The sequence below is a fragment of the Bifidobacterium sp. ESL0819 genome, assembly GCF_052606245.1.
Genome location: NZ_CP199587.1, coordinates 1,928,400 through 1,945,503, shown reverse-complemented (window position 1 = coordinate 1,945,503; position 17,104 = coordinate 1,928,400). Strand labels below are relative to the sequence as shown.

13 protein-coding genes and 1 tRNA gene are annotated in these 17,104 nt (G+C 60.1%); 7 read left to right on the top strand and 7 right to left on the bottom strand.

All coding sequences use genetic code 11. The annotated features are described in order from the left end of the window. Window positions 1–78: 78 nt before the first annotated feature. Complete coding sequence (locus ACUIAD_RS08185; protein ID WP_445343283.1) at window positions 79–495, top strand: hypothetical protein; 417 nt, start codon at window positions 79–81, stop codon at window positions 493–495. Between the two features lie 234 nt (window positions 496–729). Continuing rightward, on the top strand, window positions 730–1,197 hold the full coding sequence (locus ACUIAD_RS08180) for an NUDIX hydrolase (protein WP_110452423.1): 468 nt from the start codon (window positions 730–732) through the stop codon (window positions 1,195–1,197). A gap of 216 nt (window positions 1,198–1,413) precedes the next feature. Here ACUIAD_RS08180 and ACUIAD_RS08175 read toward each other — a convergent pair. Both ACUIAD_RS08175 and ACUIAD_RS08170 read right to left on the bottom strand, forming a co-directional pair. Beyond that, window positions 1,414–1,490 (bottom strand) — tRNA-Arg (locus tag ACUIAD_RS08175). A gap of 44 nt (window positions 1,491–1,534) precedes the next feature. Then, on the bottom strand, window positions 1,535–3,430 hold the full coding sequence (locus ACUIAD_RS08170; protein ID WP_445343282.1) for a 1-deoxy-D-xylulose-5-phosphate synthase: 1,896 nt from the start codon (window positions 3,428–3,430) through the stop codon (window positions 1,535–1,537). A gap of 178 nt (window positions 3,431–3,608) precedes the next feature. On the opposite strand from ACUIAD_RS08170, the gene purE reads away from it, so the two are divergent. From purE to ACUIAD_RS08155, 3 genes are all read left to right on the top strand, one after another. Beyond that, on the top strand, window positions 3,609–4,115 hold the full coding sequence (gene purE / locus ACUIAD_RS08165; RefSeq protein ID WP_445343281.1) for a 5-(carboxyamino)imidazole ribonucleotide mutase: 507 nt from the start codon (window positions 3,609–3,611) through the stop codon (window positions 4,113–4,115). Next, the gene (gene purK, locus ACUIAD_RS08160) at window positions 4,099–5,265 is read left to right on the top strand and encodes a 5-(carboxyamino)imidazole ribonucleotide synthase (RefSeq protein WP_445343280.1); all 1,167 of its coding nucleotides are present in this window, start codon (window positions 4,099–4,101) and stop codon (window positions 5,263–5,265) included. The genes purE and purK overlap by 17 nt, the downstream gene beginning before the upstream one ends. Before the next feature lie 69 nt (window positions 5,266–5,334). Beyond that, window positions 5,335–5,772, top strand: coding sequence for a Fur family transcriptional regulator (locus ACUIAD_RS08155; RefSeq protein ID WP_110452419.1), 438 nt, complete (start codon window positions 5,335–5,337; stop codon window positions 5,770–5,772). On the opposite strand, the gene ACUIAD_RS08150 is transcribed toward ACUIAD_RS08155, so the two are convergent. Together ACUIAD_RS08150 and ACUIAD_RS08145 are read right to left on the bottom strand one after the other, a co-directional pair. Then, window positions 5,750–8,359, bottom strand: a complete 2,610-nt coding sequence (locus ACUIAD_RS08150) for a bifunctional lysylphosphatidylglycerol flippase/synthetase MprF (protein ID WP_445343279.1) — start codon at window positions 8,357–8,359, stop codon at window positions 5,750–5,752. The genes ACUIAD_RS08155 and ACUIAD_RS08150 overlap by 23 nt on opposite strands. A gap of 33 nt (window positions 8,360–8,392) precedes the next feature. Further along, complete coding sequence (locus ACUIAD_RS08145; protein ID WP_445343278.1) at window positions 8,393–9,778, bottom strand: alpha/beta hydrolase; 1,386 nt, start codon at window positions 9,776–9,778, stop codon at window positions 8,393–8,395. Between the two features lie 204 nt (window positions 9,779–9,982). On the opposite strand from ACUIAD_RS08145, the gene ACUIAD_RS08140 reads away from it, so the two are divergent. Together ACUIAD_RS08140 and ACUIAD_RS08135 are read left to right on the top strand one after the other, a co-directional pair. Next, window positions 9,983–10,903, top strand: coding sequence for a metal ABC transporter solute-binding protein, Zn/Mn family (locus ACUIAD_RS08140; protein WP_445343277.1), 921 nt, complete (start codon window positions 9,983–9,985; stop codon window positions 10,901–10,903). A 168-nt stretch (window positions 10,904–11,071) separates the two neighbouring features. Then, entirely contained in the window at window positions 11,072–13,207 is a 2,136-nt protein-coding gene (locus ACUIAD_RS08135; RefSeq protein WP_445343832.1) for an LTA synthase family protein, read from the top strand. Here ACUIAD_RS08135 and purD read toward each other — a convergent pair. The 3 genes from purD to purF are packed head-to-tail and all read right to left on the bottom strand — an operon-like array spanning window position 13,204 to window position 17,097. Beyond that, window positions 13,204–14,475 (bottom strand): phosphoribosylamine--glycine ligase, encoded by a 1,272-nt coding sequence (gene purD / locus ACUIAD_RS08130; RefSeq protein ID WP_445343276.1) that lies wholly within the window; start codon window positions 14,473–14,475, stop codon window positions 13,204–13,206. The genes ACUIAD_RS08135 and purD overlap by 4 nt on opposite strands. A 20-nt stretch (window positions 14,476–14,495) precedes the next feature. Continuing rightward, window positions 14,496–15,545, bottom strand: a complete 1,050-nt coding sequence (gene purM, locus ACUIAD_RS08125) for a phosphoribosylformylglycinamidine cyclo-ligase (protein WP_110452413.1) — start codon at window positions 15,543–15,545, stop codon at window positions 14,496–14,498. Beyond that, window positions 15,529–17,097, bottom strand: a complete 1,569-nt coding sequence (gene purF / locus ACUIAD_RS08120; RefSeq protein ID WP_258333168.1) for an amidophosphoribosyltransferase — start codon at window positions 17,095–17,097, stop codon at window positions 15,529–15,531. The genes purM and purF overlap by 17 nt, the downstream gene beginning before the upstream one ends. Window positions 17,098–17,104: the final 7 nt, after the last annotated feature.

Here is a 17,104-nt window from a genome sequence, read left to right as displayed (position 1 = left end):
AGGCTCCTGTCGATTGCCTGCGTACCTGGTGATCGACAGCTCGGCGAACGAGACAGGAAAAACTGTCTTTAGGATGTTTTGAGCAAAATCAGCCGCGAACCGAGAAGGCAGGCGTGCACTGATACTGTCGGGCCAAGTCATAGAAGTATCAGGGCAGATGTCTTACGCCTGCTTTGTGCAGTTCTGCTATCAGTCAAGAAGCGCGATACAGCAGTGACCTGGTTGCAGGCCGGATGCTTCTGCCTCTGTGCAGCATCGGTATATTCGCAACATTGCTTATTGTGTGCAAAAGTCAGCATCGCAGTTGACCCGGGGCAAGACAACCCAAAAATTATCAAGCAGTTTGTTGCAACTCTGATCATCGCCGCTATATCCGTCATCTGTGACACGATCATTTTTTCAGGCTCTGTGTCTATTATCCTGATATTGATAGCGGCCTGGTTTATTGAAGTTTTTCCTGAGTTGCCGACGATGGCGGAGTGGATGTATGACTAGCATTCGGCGGCACAAATCATGGTATTCGCTCAACAGTGAAGCCCGTTTGAGTATGCCGAAATCATCAACCAAGACGGTGGATGCGAAAAATGTAGATCCGCCAAGGCGCGTAGGCCCTTTACAGAAAATAAGGCATCGGGAGGTCTTCACGGAAACCGGGGGCGCTGACTTCACTGTGACTGCTGTGGATGTCAAGCCAAGAAAGACAGGCGCTGACATGACTTTGCACGTGGCATCTGTCAAACAGGGTCGACCAGGCGTCATCTGAGTGACAGTCATTCAACGGGGGAAGGGGACTTTTATCTGATTGCTCGCCATCGGCGGGTTGCCGTTGGAGATTGGTCGTCGGAATTTCCGCGAGGCATGGGGGAGCAAGGTGAAGATCCCCTGACCACAGCCATTGACGAATTGCATGAAGAGACTGGATTGTGGGCGCAGCCTGATGCCATCCGTCAATTGCATAGGCTTCATGCCGATGCCGGAATGGTCCAAGACGACGTGCGGGTGATGGAGATGCTGCTTGATAGCGCTTCGTCCATTCCTGCAGTCGATAGTGGCCATCACGGCAGCGATTGGGAACTGGAGGATCTGCAATTGCTGCGGTCAGCTGACATAACCAATATGATTCGTGATGGGCTGCACATTGACGGGCCTACCATCGCTGCATGTTCAATACGGGAAATTGATAAGCTTAGCCGGTGATCTTGTCTACGATCCGTGAATTTTCATTCCGTTGTGCAAAGCCCGGACTGCTTGCGCACTTGAGATAGCAAACCGCCGATCATGAACAAACCGGTGTCGGTAGTTGTCAACTACCGGAAATCGTCATACTCGTTAGTATTTCGTCTTACACATTATTTTATGAGATATGAGCTCAAGTTGACTCCCCGCTTCCAGTAAAGGAGCGGGGAACCCGACTGGTGACCCCGGAGAGATTCGAACTCTCGACCTACAGATTAGAAGTCAGTTGCTCTATCCAGCTGAGCTACGGGGCCAAACCATTTCATTGTACCCGCCCGGGTCCACCGGCGGGTCAGATCTATGAAGCCTGGTCGACTAGGGCTTCCGATATCGCTCGAGTCATTGCAGGAACGGTCATGCCATATCCTTCCAGCAGGGTGGCTTGGGGAACTCGATCGTTGAACTCCTTGGCTGCTCCGAAGGCCAACGTGTGAACCTCAGCAGGTCCGTAGTAGGCTGCCACGGCCTGTCCCCAGCCGCCGTCCAGTTGGCCGTCCTCGATGGTGACCACCAGAGAGTGGGTGCTGGCCAGGGCATCCAGGGTCTGCTCATCCAAACAGTCATAGCGATGAGGATCTACCAGTGTGGGCTTCAGCCCCATGGACCTCTCCAAGGAATCAGCAAGGCCGCAGCCCAGTGGCAGGGCATCGCCCAGGGCCAGCAGGGCCACTGTTCTGCCTTTTTGCAGGATGCGATAGCGATCCCAGGGGGCAGCGTCCGATCTGCATGCAGCATCGGTCTTCAAGGGTTCTGGAGCCGTCGCTACTGGCTTGCCTGCCCGTTCTGTCGCCAGCGTGCGCTCGCCGGGCACCCTGATGACCACAGGCCGCCGAGCCGGACCAGTGGCCCATGCCAGCATGTCCAGAAACTGGTCCCCGCTGCTCGGAGCCAGACAGGTCAGTCCAGGGATTCCTCGCATCATGACCATGTCGGCCGTGCCTGAATGCGTGGCATCGGTTTTGGCGATGCCGGTGGAGAAAACCAGCAGAGTCACTGCGCTGCCGTTCAAGGCCATCTCCTGCTCGATCTGGTCGTAGGCCCTCTGAAAGAAAGTAGCCGAGGTAGCGACCACGGGAGTGCCTCCGGCCTTGGCGATGCCAGCGGCATAGGCTATCGCGTGGGATTCGGCGATGCCCACGTCGCGGTAGTGGTTTCCGGCCCGCTGTCGGGAATCGGGATCGATGCCGTTTGAAAGCGGCGTGGCGGGGGAGATGACCATCAGGCCCGGCTCTTGCGGGAACCTGGCCTCCAAGGCCTGCATGGCCATTCTTCCGTAGGTCTTTCGTGAATTGGGCAGGCGATTCAGAGAGTCCAGCCCGTCCTGCCAGTGGTTGGCCTCCACCGGACCTTCGGCGGGCAAATCAGGCAGGGAAGTCATATGGGCTGTCTGCCCATCGCCCTGGGCTATGGAAGACGGGCCGGCCTGCCCCTGACTGCCCTGTCCCAGCCCCAGGCCCTTGCGGGTGTGAATATGGACCACCACCGGATGGTCGGTGTCTTTGACCAGACGGAAGGCCTCGATCAGGTCCTCGATCCGGTTGCCCTCCTCCACGTAGTGGTAGTCCAGTCCAAGCGCCCGGAAGGGATTGTCTGAGCTGCGTCCCCCGCTGGCACGCAGGGCCGCCAGACTTTTGTACAGCCCCCCGTGGTTTTCAGCGATGGACATCTCGTTGTCGTTGACCACGATGATCAGGTTGCCTCCCTGTTCGGCAGCCCAGTCCAGCCCCTCGAAGGCTGGTCCGCTGCTCAGGGAGCCGTCGCCGATGAAAGCGATGATGTTGGCCTTGCCGCCGGTAGCATCCCGCTGTGCGGCCATCCCGCAGGCCAGGCCGATGGAGGTGCCGGTGTGCCCCAGCATGAAGTCGTCGTAAGGGCTCTCCTTGGGCGAGGTGAAACCTGACAGGTCCTCCTGAGACTCAGGGTCCGTGTAGGCCCGGCGCCGACCGGTCAGGATCTTGTGGGTATAGGCCTGATGGGAGACGTCGAAGATCAGATGATCATGAGGCATATTGAAGACGCGGTGCAGGGCAATAATGGGTTCGATGGTGGCCAGGTTGGAGCCCAAGTGGCCGCCGTGACGTCGACAGAAGCGGATCAGGAGCTGACGGATCTCGTCGGCCAGACGGTTCAGCTCTTCTAAGGAGAGAACATTCAGATCCTGCGGGGAGTCGATGCTGTCCAGAAGCTTGCCCATAGCCCTCCTGTCTGTTTCCTTGATGCAATCCAATGATTCTAGGTCCGGAGCAGCGGTTTGGAGCCGTGAAAGCCCGATGTTCACCAGGTCCGGCCCTTACATCCATAGGACCGTCACGATTGGGCGGCTTCTCCCCGGTCTTGCGTAGTATCGAATGTGCATGAACATTGGAGGGCCGATGGCTGACAATACACATGAAGGGGCACGCGTCGCAGTGATCATGGGATCATCGAGCGACTGGGAGACGATGAAGGGAGCCTGTCGGATGCTTGACCGGTTCGCTATTGTCTACACCAAGGAGGTCATCTCCGCCCATCGCACGCCTGGGCGCATGGCCGAGTTCGCGCATCAGGCACGGAGCCAGGGCACCGAGGTCATTATCGCCGGGGCTGGCGGAGCAGCCCATCTGCCTGGTATGGTGGCGGCCCAGACCACCCTGCCGGTCATCGGGGTGCCGGTGCAATCACATGCCTTGAGTGGAGTTGATTCACTTCTGTCCATCGTCCAGATGCCTGCCGGCATACCTGTGGCGACCACGGCCATAGGAGCATCAGGTGCCGCCAACGCCGGTCTCTTGGCGGTTTCGATCCTATCAATCAACAATTCCGAACTTGCTCAGGCCCTGGATGACTACCGTACCGAGCTCGCTCAATCTGTGGAGGCATCCAATGCCCAGCTTGTCTGAGGAGACCAAGGGGAGCATTGATCACCTGGAGCCGGGGTCCGTCATTGGGATCGTGGGTGGCGGTCAGCTGGGACGGATGATGGCCCTGAGCGCCCGATACCATGGATTTCGCATCGGTGTGCTGGATCCTACGCCCGATGCTCCCGCAGCCCAGGTGGCTGATTTTCAGGAGACAGCCGACTACGACGACCTTAACGCCCTCAAGCGGCTTGCTGAACGCAGCGATGTGCTCACCTACGAATTCGAGAATGTGGATGCCGACGCACTGGACCAGGTGAGGGATCGTGTGGCCGTCCCCCAAGGGACCGACCTGCTCAGGGTCACCCAGGATCGGGTTCACGAGAAAACATTCATCAACCGTCATGGCATAGATACGGCTCCTTGGAGGCAGGTCGACAGTCTTGATCAGTTGGATGCAGCCCTGCAGGAGCTGGGAATGCCTGCTGTGCTCAAGACGCGAACCGGCGGCTATGACGGCCATGGCCAAGCAGTGCTGCGCACGAATGAGGATTTTCAGGCGCTGATGGCGCGAATGAAAGGCCGGGACTTTCCGCCCTCCGTACTGGAGGGGTTCGTGGACTTCGCCTTCGAGGCCTCGATACTGGTCTCAGGCAACGGGAAGGATTATGTCACCTTCCCCATGGTGCGCAACGAGCACCGTCGCAACATCCTCCATATGACTCTGGCACCAGCCAAGGTCGAGCCTGCGATGGCTGACCGTGCGCGTGACATGGCTCTGACGCTCGCGGACGGCTTCAAGCTGGCCGGGACCTTGGCTCTTGAGCTTTTTGTCATGCCCGATGGCGGTCTGGTGGTCAACGAATTGGCTCCGCGGCCCCATAACTCAGGTCACTACACCATCGAGGCCTGCTCCATGGACCAGTTCGATGCCCATGTTCGGGGCATCGCCGGGTGGCCCCTGCCTAGTCCTCGCCTGCTCAGCCCCGCGGTCATGGTCAACGTTCTGGGCCAGCATGTGGCACCGGTCAGGAGGCTGCTGGGTAAGCACCCCGAATGGTCCCTGCATGATTACGGCAAGGCTGAGGTACGCACCGACCGCAAGATGGGGCATCTGACGGTGCTGACCGACAATCCTGAAAGGACCGCCCGGGATCTGGAGGCCACAGGTTGCTGGTCCGACCTGGACTGAACCGAATCCTCACATCTTTATCGGCAAGCCGGATGTAGGCTTGGGGGAGCCCAAGGAGTGTGTCTAATCATGAACGCTGACTCATCCGTCGGTCGCCGGACGTGGCAGAAAAACGCCGTTTGGAGAGTTCTCCAGGCCCAGAACGACTTCGTCTCAGCCAAGGAGCTGCACAGGCTTCTTCGCGATGATGGCCAGCGAATCGGCTTGGCGACGGTCTACCGTCAGCTGAGCACCCTGCATATGTCCGGCAATCTGGATTGCATTGAGCATGGAGGCATCCGGCTTTACCGGGTCTGCCTGGCTCAGCGAAAACACCATCACCATCTGGTCTGTGAACGCTGCGGCAGAACCGTGGAGATCAGCCCTCCGGATGAGGACTGGCTGAAGGCGGTGGCAGCTGAACATGGCTTTACTGTCTCCTCGCATACCTTGGAGGTCTACGGCCTGTGCAACAGCTGTCGGGACCGCTCTGATCAGATGCGCGTCAGTGATCCTCCCTGCCCTTAGGCATGATGGTCTTGATGGCATCCCAGGCCTGCGAAGCCTTGAGATTGGGCAGGTAGGCCTGGACTACGGCCAGTCCGATCTGCGCTAGCTGAGCCGGGTCGGGGTAGCAGATATAGACCGGGTGCTCGCTGGGCTGGAACTTCTTCTTGAAGAAGAAGAGCGAGCTGAAGCCATAGGCTGGTTCCATCAGGTCGGACACCAGACGCAGGGCATGTTGCAGGAAGGCGGTCCGATCCTCGCTCTGTTCATCGGTGTTATCCTCGCTGCTGTCCATGCCGGCCAGCGGGGCGGCCGAAAGGCTCATGAATTCGGCTGTGCCTTGGTCGCGCAGCCGTTCGGCCATGCGCGCTATCAGAAACTCCATGATGCCATTAGGGCTGTCGGTCCTGTGCCGCATGAAGTCGAGAGTCCAGCCGATCACCTGGCCCTGACGGTAGGTGGGCATCCAGCTGGTCACGGCCAGCACTTTCCCCTGGCCATCTACGGCATAGAGGATGGCCATGCGCGGGTCTCTCAGCTCATCCAGGCCCCCTAGGGTGAACTTCATCTCAGGCAGCGCCTTGAGCTCAGCCCACTGCTCGGAGATGTCCACGATCTGCGACTGGACGTCCCAGGAGGCGTCGTTGAATGTGGTCAGCACGTCGGTGATGCTGTCGCGCTTGGCCTTGTTGATGGCTGTGCGAATGTCCTGCCACTTCTTGCCCTTGGTCTGCCAGAGGCTGGGGGTGATCACCATCTCTGTGCCGACTGTCAGGGTGGACCAGCCGCGGGCGGCCAGCAGATCGCGCTGGGGCTTGTGGATGCTATAGAAGACCGGTGACCAGGAGTGGGCGTTGCAGAAGCGCGTGAATTCGTCCAGATCGTCCGCATACTCGTCAGGGTCGCCGAATGGACCAGTGGTGGTCAGGGCTATGCTGTGCAAAAGCCTGTAGGCGATGGCCGATCGGCCGCTGTGAGAGAACCAGTAGCTGTTGCCCTCCCATGTGGTCATGAAGGACATGCTCTCACCTCCATGCTCCACCAGCTGATCGGCCTCCTGACGCTCGCTGCCGTTTTGGATGACCGAGCTGCGCATCCAGGAGAGCAGAACCACCAGGACCACTAGCCAGAAAATCAGCCCTATTCCGTGGCTGACTATTCTCCCCGTGGGGGTGCGTGGAACCAGGGCTGGAAGGAAGCGTGAAGCTACTCCATTGGGCAGGTAGAGCGCAGGCAGCTGGGAGAGTGCCCTGCCGGTAGTGGGCCGTGGATTGAAGGAGCCGGGACTGACGGCCGTGAATGCCATATAGCCCATGGCGGTGGTCAGGAAGGCCAGAACGATGGCCGCCCAGCCCAGTTGCAGACGTGAGGTCTTGGTCCGCACCAGGAAGATGCGCAGATTGCGCGCCAGGAACCAGCTGAGAATCAATGGCGGCAGGGTGATGACCAATAGCGAGGGCAAAGCGCCATGTCGAATGGCCTGGGCCAGGCCTTCTCCGATGGTCAGGGGGAAGACCAGGAAATAGAGCAGGGCCAGGACGATGTTCAGAGTGTTGAGAACCAGACCGGTGACGGCAGCGACTCGACGGCCGTGGTAGATGCCCCAGGCCACCACCAGCAGAACCAAGGTGGGCATGATCAAGGACGAGACGCCTGTGGGGCCATGGCCGTTCACCAGACCGTACTGGGCATAGCAGCTGGCCTGGTTGTTTTCGGCAAGGCAGTGGGATAGTGCAGCGTTGCCAACTCTAGTCGGGCTGAGGAATGTGCCCAAGGGGGTTAAGAATCCGGCGCGGATTCGCGAGGAGATGGTAACCACGGGGCCAAGAGCCAGCACCGTGGAGACGGCGCCCAGCAGATGACGGGTCTCGTAGGAGCCACTATGCCCGTGCGGATTGGCATCCTGGGCTGGTCCATGCCAGAGGTGTCCGGTCAGGTGGCCGATCAAGGCTGCCGCAAGGGCGCAATAATAACCAGGATTGCCGGTATACAGCACTATAAGGATCAAAGCTGTGTAACCTATGGTGGCGATCCTGCGTCGCCAGAGAAAGTCGCTGAAAGGGATGGAGGCCATCAGGGAGCCGACCACCAGGATGATGGGGCTGAGCGACATGGGCACTCGTATGAACCAGGACCAATGGCTTTGGAGGGCATTGATCAGCGAGCAGATGATCAGACCGACTGCTGTGCCGCCTATGGCGCTGATGACTGCGGCCAGCACAGTGCGCCTGCGCCCTAAACGGGTTTCGGCGATGCACAGCATGACGAGGACCAAGGCTACGTCTATAGCAAGTTGCAGGGGGCCGGGAGTGATGACCAGGGATACCAGCAGTCGTGCGAACTGGAGCAGGAGCGAGTGCTGACCCTGTCCATGGAAGGGTCTGGACGCCTGAAGAAAGATCAGATCGGACAGAGGCATACCTAGCCGGGCTCTGCCGGGGATGCGCAGCAGCCAGATGAGCAGCCAGCTAATCAGATTGAGCAGGATCAGTCCGAGGCTGAAGGCCAGTGCTAAGGCGTGGCGTTTGGCCCAATGGGCCAAGTCTGTCAGAAGGACGGTCTTTGCTGAAGGCTCCATCAGTCCGTATCTCTTATTCGTTGTCTGCATGATCGATGCGGCTCTCTCTGCTTATGGATTCGGCTAGTCTGTCCTGTCGGCAGTTGAACCGATGTTTGCTACAACAATATCCGGAAAATCCTGGACCGGCTGGGACATTTTTCCCAAACCCATGGCCTCGCCCAGCCATTCCAGCCCGGGTTTCCAGGCGGCCTTGACCGTGTGCCAGTCATGGCCCGATCCCTGGGTGACGACGGCCTCCACGCTCATGCCTGCCTGGTCGGCGGCCTTGGCAATGATCATCATATTGTGTTGTGACTCTTTGTCGTTGGATCCAGCAGCAGTGAATAGACGCTGACTTGATGGAGCCCGCTCCAGGATGGCTCTGGCCGGGACCTGGGCCAGGAAGCGTTTTCGGTCGCCGCCGAAGTAGTCGTGGATCATCTGGTCCTTTCGACCCTGGGTCGGCTCCAGCTCCCCGTCGGCTGGAAGCATGTTCCCGTAGACGTCGGGATGCCGTGCTCCCAGCTGAGTGGAGCAGGTTCCACCTTGGGAGAATCCGCCGATGGCCCAGAGCTGCGGCTGACTGGCGACTGGCAGGTTGGCGCGGATCCAGGCAGGCACGTCATGACTCAAATAGGTCTCGGCTTTTCCGTAGACGGGGGAGTCCACGCACAGGCTGTTGTGGAACGAAGACCCGTTCTGGTCAGGGGAGACCACCACTGGAGCCAAGCCATCGTGTTGCGCGGCGTAGGCATCCATCATGGCCTGGATGGATCCGGCAGTGAAAAGCCGATCGGGGCTGCCGGGCTGGCCAGCCAGGAGGACGAAGACTGGCAGGGCTGGCGGTTTTTCGCTCAGCGCGGCGGGCGGCAGGTAGATATCGGCCGGACGGGCCAGAAATTGTGAGCTGTCATTGGAGATGCGCACGCTGTAGGAGCGGCCGCTGCGCGGATAGGACGGCAGATCGCCTCGGGAGGCCCGGGACCGCCATTGGGCCACGCTCATGGCCGGTCTGGCCGCTGGATGACTTCCGTAGTCCGGGTAAAGGGTGACGTCGAACAGGGATCCCAGGGTGGTGAACTCCCCGTAGATGATATCGACGCGAAGTCCGGTGGACAGCAGGCAGAGCAGGACGCTCAGGGCTGCAAGGAACCGACGCCATCCACGTGCAGTGAACAGGATGCAGATTGCAAACCCGGCAGCCAGGAAGCACAGGGCCACAGTGATGATGACCATCCAACCCAAAGATACCCCAAAGAGCATGAAGACGTCGGAGACCAGCCAAGTAGCCAGCAGTCCCAAGGCCCCAATGCCCACGGCAATGGCGAACTGTCTCAATAGGGTCCGCCAGCGTCCATGAGTCAGTCCGGTCAACACCAGCAGGACTAGGACCAGGGCCGTCAGGGTGAACATCGTCGCGGGCAGCCATCCCTGGGTCAGATGGACCTTTGCCAGCCATGTACCCATGCAATTCCTCCCAACCAAAATGTACCCGCAGCTCAGTATAGAGAATGTACGCGGACGAGGGCCATTTTTGCAGGTATCTGTTCGGACGCTTTCATGAATTCTGGTCAAAGGTAATCTATGGTACATTTATTGATAATCAATCTCAGTAACGCTCGTGAGGCCGTCAACTGGCCTCTTGCAGTCGCTAGGAAGGAATCCCCATCCATGCATGCCAGCAGCTCACGCCACCGCCGGATCCGCACCATGGCCACCGCTCTCATGGCCGGACTGACCCTGCTGACCTGTCTGACAGGCTGCGGAACGAGCACTGCGTCCCCGTCCGCTGCCGGATCCGGTCCCCTGCAGGTGGTGACCAGCATCAATCAGTGGCAGTCCCTGGCTGTGGATCTGGGCGGCGACCAGGCTCGGGTGGATACCATTCTGAGCAACACATCAACTGACGCCCATGACTATGAGCCGACAACGGCAGATATCGCCCGGATCAGCCGTGCTGATCTGGTCATAGTCAACGGTGCAGGCATTGACGACTGGGCGGCCAAGGCTGCTGAAACCGGGCAGGCCCGTATGGTGGACATATCCAAGGCCTCGGGACGCAAGGCTGGCGATAACCCCCATCTCTGGTTCTCCTCGCAGGGCAGGAGAGCAGCTGCCAAGGCCGTGCATGAGGCTTATGGGCAGTTGCGTCCCGACCGAACAGCCGACTTCGACAGGGCTTACCAGGACTGGCAAGGTCGACAGGCCCGTCTGGACGATCTGATTGCCAAAGCGCGCAAGCAGACCCAGGGATGGCACTACGCGGCCACGGAATCGGCTGCCTACTATCTTTGCCATGATCTGGGCATGGAGGATCTGACCCCCGAGGGGTACCTGCGGGCGGCCGCCAATGAAAGCGAGCCCTCGCCCGAGGACCTGGTGGCCTTCCGGCATCTGCTGTCCTCCAGACGGTTGGACATGCTGGTGCTCAACGTTCAGGAAGTCAATCGAACCTCCAAGGAGCTGGCCATTCAGGCCCGCAAGGCTCATGTCCCGGTGTTCGAAGTCAGCGAGCAGCGCCCTGAGAAGTACCGGAACCTAGAGGACTGGATCAGCGCCTTGATCCATCAGGTGCCGGGCGCCAAGGCCTGATGGACCAGCTCGCGCTTCATGTTCGCTAAGAGGTGTTTTCATGGAGCTTGTCGTCCTTAATGGGAACAATGGCACAGGTATCGGTAAAGGCCCGTGGGGCTCAGTCGCCAAAGTCAGGAGTAAGCGGTGAAGGATCGTAAGCGTCAGCCCGGCCGGTGGACATCCTGGATGCAGAACATGACCGGACGTCTTCGGGTGCGTGGATGGGTCTATCTGCTCGCCTTCATCCTGATTGACTTCCTGTCAGTGGGCATCCTGCAGTGGGGAGTCTCCCTGAACAGCTCCCGTGTAGAACTGTCCAACCCGCTAATCGGCTTCTGGGGCTTCATCTCGGCCATGTGGACCCAGCGTCGGTTCGTTCTGGTGCTCAATATGCTGGCTGTGGGCCTGGTCTACCTGGCTCTGGCCTGCTTGACCAATCGCTTCTGGGCGGCATCGGGCCTGATCCTGGCCATCTGTGCGGTCATTGCGGTCATCGAACGTTTCAAGGTACGTGCCCGCTACGAGGCCATCCTGCCCTCCGATCTGGATTTCCTCCATGCCGATGCGGCCAACCTGGTCTCCTTCCTGCCGGCCAGGTCTCTGCTCATGATCGGGCTAGGAGTCGTGGCTCTGATCGTTCTCGGAGTGCTCTGCTGGGTGGTGACACGGATGGATGCCCGTCGCGGCCGCCCGGTGGCCACTGGCAACAAGCCGCTGGGCGCCGGGCTGCGTACGGTGGGGGTCCTGGTCCCGGTTCTGGTGGTGGCGCTGTTCATGTCCACCGTGGGCACCTACGGCAGTCCCGCCTACCGCTTCTCACAGTTCATGGGGGACAAGCCCTCCATGTGGGACTCGGTTTATGATGCCCAGCGCAACGGGGTCTTCGTGTCCTTCTCCCGGCAGCTGCGGCCCAAGGTCATGGACCAGCCCGCAGGCTACAGCCGTGCCACTATGCAGTCTCTGGCCCATCGCTACCAGCTATCGGCGGACAGCATCAACCGTGACCGCAAGTCCTATATGAACGAGTCGACCCTGGTCTACGTTCTCTCCGAGTCATTCTCGGATCCCACACGCGTGCCGGGCGTTGCGCTCAACCAGGACCCCATGCCTCATATCAGATCCATCAAGCAGGGCACCACCAGCGGACTCATGCTCTCCTCCGGCTATGGCGGGGGCACGGCCAACCTGGAGTTCCAGGCCATGACCGGCCTGTCCATGGCCAACTTCGACCCTTCGCTGACCTCTCCGTATCAGCAGGTCATTCCTCACTTGAGCTGGATACCCACGGTCAATCAGGCCTGGGGAGCGCCATCCAGATCACTGGCCTTTCACCCCTACGAGTCCTCCATGTATTCCAGGGCTGAGAACTATAAGAAGTTCGGCTTCTCGCACTTCTATTCACTTACAGGCCCTGACCAGATAGCCCACCAGGACCGCATCGATCGCAGCCAGTATGTGGGTGATCGCTCCGCCTACGACTCCGCCCTGGAGCAGATGGGCGACGACAAGGGCAACCAGTTCGTCGAAGTCATCACCATGCAGAACCACATGCCCTACAACGACTGGTATGACGATAACAACTTCTCGGTCAACTCCTCCGATCCCAACATGCCCTTGGGCGATGATGAGGTGCAATCCATCCGCACCTATGCCAAGGGTGTCAGTCTGACCGATCAGGCCACTGCAGACTTTGTGAAGAGCCTGGATGCGCAGAGCAAGCCGGTCACTGTGGTCTTCTACGGCGATCACCTGCCTGGCATCTATGGAACGGCAAGCTGGGATGAGCGCAACTCCCTGGCCCTGCATCTGACCGATTACTTCATCTGGTCCAACAAAGCCTCGGATGCCTCGGGAGCACAGGTAAGCAACAGTGCCTATTCCTCGCCCAACTTCTTCCAGGCCCAGGCGGCCGAGCACATGGATGCCAAGGTCTCGCCTTTCACGGCCTTCCTGACCCAGCTGCACGATAAGATCAGCGCTATCGAGCCCCCGGTTGCCAACCAGATCCAGGACTGGAACAGGATCCCGGCAGGGCAGACCAACTATCTGGATGCCCAGGGCCGGCCCATGGATGCCCGTGACTTCGACCGAGCCACCCGTCAGCTTCTGAACGATTACAAGCTGATTCAGTACGACATCATGGCCGGCAAGCACTACCTGCAGGGGACCGGCTTCACTGCCACTCCCACCCGCCGCTCGGATGCCGCCCGTCAGAAGGCTGAGATGGAGCGCCAGGCCAAGGAGCAGGCTAAGGAGCAGGCCCGTCAGGAAGAGCAGAACCAGGACAAGGACAGGGAGAGCTCGGCCAGCTCGGCCAACTAGGCTTCCAGGCCGCGGTGGCCGATGTCGTGCCGATAGAAGAGGCCTGGCATCGACAATCCGTTCAGCCGGTCATAGACTCGACGGGCTGCCTGGGCCAGGTTGTCACCTTGGGCAACCACCAGGGCGGTCCTTCCTGAGGAGGATGTCAGACCAGTTGATGCCGAGCCTGACACTCCGGCGTAGTAGGCTCTGAGGTCCGGCTCCGGGGCGATCAGCGGTACGGGTACACCGGTCTTGGGATTGCCGGGATAGCCCTGGGCTGCAAGGACCACACCCAGACGGCTATGGGAGTCGTCCCAGGTGAATTGCGGATCTCCGCCCTCCATCAGCGTGCGGATGGCTGTGCCCAAGTCGCTGGTCAGTGCAGGCAGCACCACTTCGGTCTCCGGGTCCCCCAGTCGCGCATTGAACTCGATGACCTGAGGGCCTTGGTCAGTGACCATCAGCCCCGTGTACAGGACCCCGGTGAAGGGGCAGCCTTCCTGGGCCAAGGCACGGACGATGGGTGCAACGATGGTATCCAGAGCCTTTTTGGTCAGTTCCGGTCCGAACTGAGGCAGAGGGCAGTAGGCACCCATGCCGCCGGTGTTTGGACCCCGATCCCCGTCATAGGTGGGCTTGTGGTCCTGCGAAAGGGGCATGGGCCAGAACTGCTCGCCTCGAACAAAGCACATGAGCGAGCACTCCTGGCCCATCAGCCGATCCTCGATGACAACCTGGGCGCCGGCCTGTCCGAACTTATGACCAATGAAGATGGCATCCAAAGCCTGCATGGCCTGGTCAAGGTCGTCGGCCACGGTCACTCCCTTGCCTGCAGCCAGTCCGTCAGCCTTGATGACCAAGGGTGCGCCGTGCGAACGCACATAGGCCTTGGCTGTTTCCAGGTCATGGAAGACCGCATAGTCGGCGGTAGGAATACCATGCCTGCGCATAAGGTCCTTGGCAAAGCCCTTGGATCCCTCAATGCGGGCCGCGGCCTTAGTGGGTCCAAAGGCGAGGATGCCGGCCGCCTGCAGGTCGTCGATCAATCCTGCCGTCAAAGGAGCCTCTGGTCCGACGAAGACCCAGTCGATCCTCAGCTCGCGTATTGCAGCGATCAGTTTTTCAGGCTGCGAGGAATCCAATTGCAGCAGGCTGATGCCGTCCGGTTCCATGCCGGGGTTGCCCGGGGCGCACCAGACCCGATCTACTCCTGGACCGGACAGCAGAGTGGTGGCGATAACATGCTCCCTGGCTCCCGACCCGATGACCAGTACCTTGTCTGCCATGATGGGCTCCTCTCGCTATATTATTGACGGCCATTTTCATTAAGGATGACCTGCTGGCCGTTTTGAGCACGTATTACCCGCCCGATCAGGGCGTAGGGCTCCTGCTCCTCATCAAGGACTGCGCGAGCCTGGTCCAGCTGGTCAGAGGAAACCACCAGAACCATCCCAATGCCCATGTTGAAGATGTTGTACATCTCCAGATGGTTGACTGCGCCCATTTCTTCGATCATGGCGAAGATGGGCGGCACCTTCCAGGCATCGAGGTCGAAGCTGGCGGCCAGTCCCTCTGGAAGGATCCGGGGCACTTTCTCCACGAAGCCGCCGCCAGTGATGTGTGCCGCGCCCCTGAGCAGGCCAGAGGCAAAGAGCGGGCGCAGGGCCTTGACGTAGATTCGGGTGGGGGTCAGCAGCTCCTCTCCCAGGGTTCGCCCCCCAAGCTGGTAGGGCCTATCCTCCAGCTTCATGCCTCCCTGATCCAGCAGGACCTGGCGAATCAGGGAGAAGCCGTTGGAGTGGACGCCCGAGGAAGGCAGGCCGATCAGCTGGTCGCCCTCGCTGATTGCAGATCCGTCCACCAGGGACTTACGTTCGACCACACCCACGGTGAATCCAGCCAGATCGTATTCGTCGGGCTGGTACATGTCGGGCATCTCGGCGGTCTCCCCGCCTACCAGGGCAGCCCCGGCCAGGACGCAGCCGTCGGCCACGCCCTTGACCACCTGCTCCAGCAGAGCCGGATCGTTGTGTCCGCAGGCAATGTAGTCCAGAAAGATCAGCGGCTCGGCCCCCTGGGCGATGATGTCATTGACGCACATGGCCACGCAGTCCTGGCCTATGGTGTCATGGCGACCAGCTTCCTGTGCCACCATCAGCTTGGTGCCCACGCCATCGGTGCCTGAGACCAGGACCGGTTGTCGGTAATTGAGCTCAGACAGATCAAAGTCGCCGCCGAAGCCGCCGATGTCACCGGCGCCCGGCCTTCGGGTTCTGGCCGTGTGGGAGCGGATCCTGTCGATCAGTTCGTATCCGGCCTCCACCGATACTCCAGCCTGTTCATATGCCTTCGGCATGGATGCCCCTTTCTCTGCTCTGTCTGTCCAGCTCTTCGCTAGTCCTCATAGGTCTGTTCTTCTGCCCCGCCCCTGCAGGCATGTCAAGCCCATAGGATCCCTTGGAGGCTTCCAGCCGGGCCCGGTCCTCTTGGGTCAGCGAGGCCAGGAAGCCCTGCTCGTAGTCGTCAAGCCGCGTGGGGTAGTCTCCGTTGAAGTAGGCCACGCAAAGTCCCTGGTATGGCGCTTCCCGGCCTAGGCCGATGGAATCCACCAGACCGTCCAGACTCAGGTAGGCCAGGGTATCGGCCTCAATGGTTTCTCTGATCTGCTCTACAGACTTTTTGGCAGCGATCAGTTCAGAGGTCCGTTGAATGTCGATGCCGTAATAGCAGGGATAACGCAGGGGCGGGGACGCGATTCGCATGTGCACCTCGCTCGCCCCGGCTTCACGAAGCAGATGGACGATTCTGCGCGAGGTAGTGCCTCGGACGATGGAGTCGTCGATCACCACAACCCGTTTGCCCGCCACGACTCCGCGCACAGCAGCCAGTTTCATTCTGACACCCTGTTCGCGCATGGCCTGGCTTGGCTGGATGAAGGTGCGTGCCACGTATTGGTTCTTGATCAGCCCCATCTCGTTGGGCAGCCCTGCCGCTTCGGCATAGCCTGAGGCTGCGGACAAGGAGGAGTTGGGTACGCCGATGACCATGTCTGCGTCCACCGGGGCCTCATGGGCCAGCCTGGCCCCCATCCGTTTGCGGGCCGAGTGGACATTGATCCCATAAATATTCGAGTCGGGTCTGGCGAAGTAGATGAACTCCATGGAGCAGATGGATAGGCAGGTGTGATCGGTATAGCGCTCGATGCTGTAGCCCGAGTCGTCCACGCGGACGATTTCGCCAGGGCCGATATCCCTTACCAACGTTGCGCCGACCAGGTCCAGTGCGCAGGTTTCGGAGGCCAGGACGTAGGCCCCTCCGGGCAGCTGACCCAGGGAGAGGGGACGGAAGCCATTGGGATCCAGGGCTCCGATCATAGCGTTCTCGGTCATGAGCAGGTATGCGAAGCCGCCATGGACCTGGCGCAAGGCCTGCTTGAGCGCCGCCATGAAGTCCCGTTCAGGACTGCGGCGGATCAGGTGCATGAGCACCTCGGTGTCGGAGTTGGAGTGGAAGATGGCTCCCTGATCCTCCAGCTGCGCCTTGAGACTGTTGCAGTTGGTCAGATTGCCGTTGTGCGCCAAGGCTATGTCTCCGTCATGGAAGCGAAAGACGAAGGGCTGAATGTTTTCGATGGATCCTGAACCGGTGGTGGCATAGCGTACATGGCCAATGGCTCGGTCGCCGGTCAGCGGCGCCAGGCTGGACTCGTCCGGGAAGACCTGAGTCAGAAGGCCCAGGCCCCGCCTTCCGATCAGGTGCCCCTGGTCGTTGGAAACGATGCCGGCGCCCTCCTGGCCGCGGTGCTGCAAGGCGTGCAGACCGAAGTAGGTCAGCCGGGCGGCGTCGGGGTGGCCCCAGACCCCGAAGATCCCGCACTCCTCGTGGATGCCCTCAAGCTCCAACGACATGGTCGAT